General features: G+C 65.5%; 4 protein-coding genes. All 4 read left to right on the plus strand.

What is annotated here, in order from left to right:
* The first annotated feature begins 122 nt into the window (after window positions 1-122).
* The 4 genes from EPY72_RS19075 to EPY72_RS19090 all read left to right on the plus strand — a co-directional run bounded on the left by EPY72_RS19075 (window position 123) and on the right by EPY72_RS19090 (window position 1,650).
* On the plus strand, window positions 123-581 hold the full coding sequence (locus EPY72_RS19075) for a hypothetical protein (protein WP_135807456.1): 459 nt from the start codon (window positions 123-125) through the stop codon (window positions 579-581).
* A 5-nt stretch (window positions 582-586) separates the two neighbouring features.
* Complete coding sequence (locus tag EPY72_RS19080) at window positions 587-871, plus strand: hypothetical protein (RefSeq protein ID WP_168216078.1); 285 nt, start codon at window positions 587-589, stop codon at window positions 869-871.
* Window positions 872-955: 84 nt separating this feature from the next.
* Entirely contained in the window at window positions 956-1,207 is a 252-nt protein-coding gene (locus EPY72_RS19085) for a hypothetical protein (RefSeq protein ID WP_135807458.1), read from the plus strand.
* On the plus strand, window positions 1,207-1,650 hold the full coding sequence (locus tag EPY72_RS19090; RefSeq protein ID WP_135807459.1) for a hypothetical protein: 444 nt from the start codon (window positions 1,207-1,209) through the stop codon (window positions 1,648-1,650). Before EPY72_RS19085 ends, EPY72_RS19090 begins: the two co-directional genes overlap by 1 nt.
* Window positions 1,651-1,702: the final 52 nt, after the last annotated feature.

Consider the following 1,702-nt stretch of genomic DNA (forward strand, 5'->3'; position numbering starts at 1 on the left):
ACAGCGTTCGCGACCGCGAGCGCTGAGCTCCGTGAGGCCGGGGTGGTCGCTATCGTGATCGCGATTGCGGAGGTCATCGTCCTGACCTGGATGACGCGGACGGCGTGGGAGGCGATCCGGAGATGAGTCAAGCACCGGACGATCCATCCGATGATGGGTCAGATGGAGGTGTTGGCCTCGTCTGGGATGCCATCTCAGACAAACCCGGATGGCTGTCGAGCCCCGAGTCGTTCGTCAGAGAGATCATCCGGAAGTTCCTCGCCCAGCGTCTGATCCAGGGCGTCATCACGATCGCGTCGTTCGTGCTGGCCGCGATCTATCGACCGTTCGAAATCGGGGCCGAGACGGTCCTCGAAGTGGCCGACATCCTCGTCGACGGGACTGCACCCGCGGGCCAGGCATTCCTCGATGCGATCGAGGGAGTCAACGCGTCAGTCGCGGCCGCGGCGGCGTCGGCAGGGCTCGCAGCACCGGTCGTGATCTGGGTGCTCTACGTCATCGAAGTCATCGCCCTGCTGTGGTTGCTCCGCGAGTTGCTCCGGTCAGTCAAGCCGTTCCTGCTGTCGTTCAACCCCCTCTAACAACCATGTTCGAACAACTCTCAGAGATTTGGAAGAATTACGGCCCGTCGGCACTGGTCGGCGGCATCGGAGGCTCCGTTCTTGGAGGCCTCCAGGTGTTCGACCCGGTGCTGTCGATGGCGGCCAGCGACGGCCGGTTCTGGATCGCGGTCGGATCGCTGGCGTCGAGCCAGTTGCCCGCGCAGGTGCCGAGCCTGTCGGACCGCGCGGGGACCATCATCCTGATCGCGATCGTCGGGACAGTGCTCGTCGGGAAAGTGTACCAGCGGTACGGACCCAGCGACTCATGATTCACAACCTCACCAGACACGCGGAGAATCGGTCGCTCGCCACGGCGGCGAGTGAACAGACGACGTTCGGGGAGGTGGTCAGGCGTGCGTCTTGACGCGCCGAAGGGAACCGAGCCCAACATCCTGCGGGCGGCCAACCGGATCGCGCTGACGCTCGGGTTCGGGCTCGCGGCAGTCATCACCGCGCTGACCGGGCCGACGCTGATGGCCGCGGTCCCGGTCCTGGCGGTGGTGTTTATCATCGGCCAGGGGAGCGCGAACACCGAAGCGCTCGGAGACGATCGACCGTTCACCGACGAGGAGACGACGGACCCTGATGCGGGGGTGACGAACTGATGGATCGCTGGTATCTCACGGGGCCAGCCGCGCTCGGCGTGGGATGGCTCGCCTCGACGACGTTCGGGATGATGTGGTTCCTGCCGGGGGCGTTCGCGGCGATGCTCCCGGTATGGGCGTACCGGTCGCGCGGGTCGCGGACGGCCGAGCACATGGCGCGGCAGATGGCCTACGAGATGGAGGACAGCCTTCAGACGACGTTCGGCATCGCGACCGGGATCTTGCTCGCGATGATGCTGTTCGCCCAGACGCTGTTCAACGGGACGGGCGAGATGCTCGGCGTCCTCGGCAACCAGGCGGCGGGCTTCCCACTGCCGATCGCGTACTGGACGACATCGCTCGTCGGACTGGTCGGGTTCAGCTCCGAAGACATCTCGATGGAGGTGTTCGCCGGGTTCGCGCTGATGTGCTTCGCGGTCGCCTACGCCGTCAAGAGGGGATAGCGATGCGGCGATCTGTTTTCGTGGGGCTGGTGGTGCTGACGCTCGTTGCGGG

Origin of the sequence: Halorussus marinus, assembly GCF_004765795.1 — an archaeon.
GTDB lineage: Archaea > Halobacteriota > Halobacteria > Halobacteriales > Haladaptataceae > Halorussus > Halorussus marinus.

Coding starts and splice junctions, on each gene's coding strand:
- EPY72_RS19075 (WP_135807456.1), top strand. CDS start 123: ATGAGTCAAGCACCGGACGATCCATCCGATGATGGGTCAGATGGAGGT.
- EPY72_RS19080 (WP_168216078.1), top strand. CDS start 587: ATGTTCGAACAACTCTCAGAGATTTGGAAGAATTACGGCCCGTCGGCA.
- EPY72_RS19090 (WP_135807459.1), top strand. CDS start 1,207: ATGGATCGCTGGTATCTCACGGGGCCAGCCGCGCTCGGCGTGGGATGG.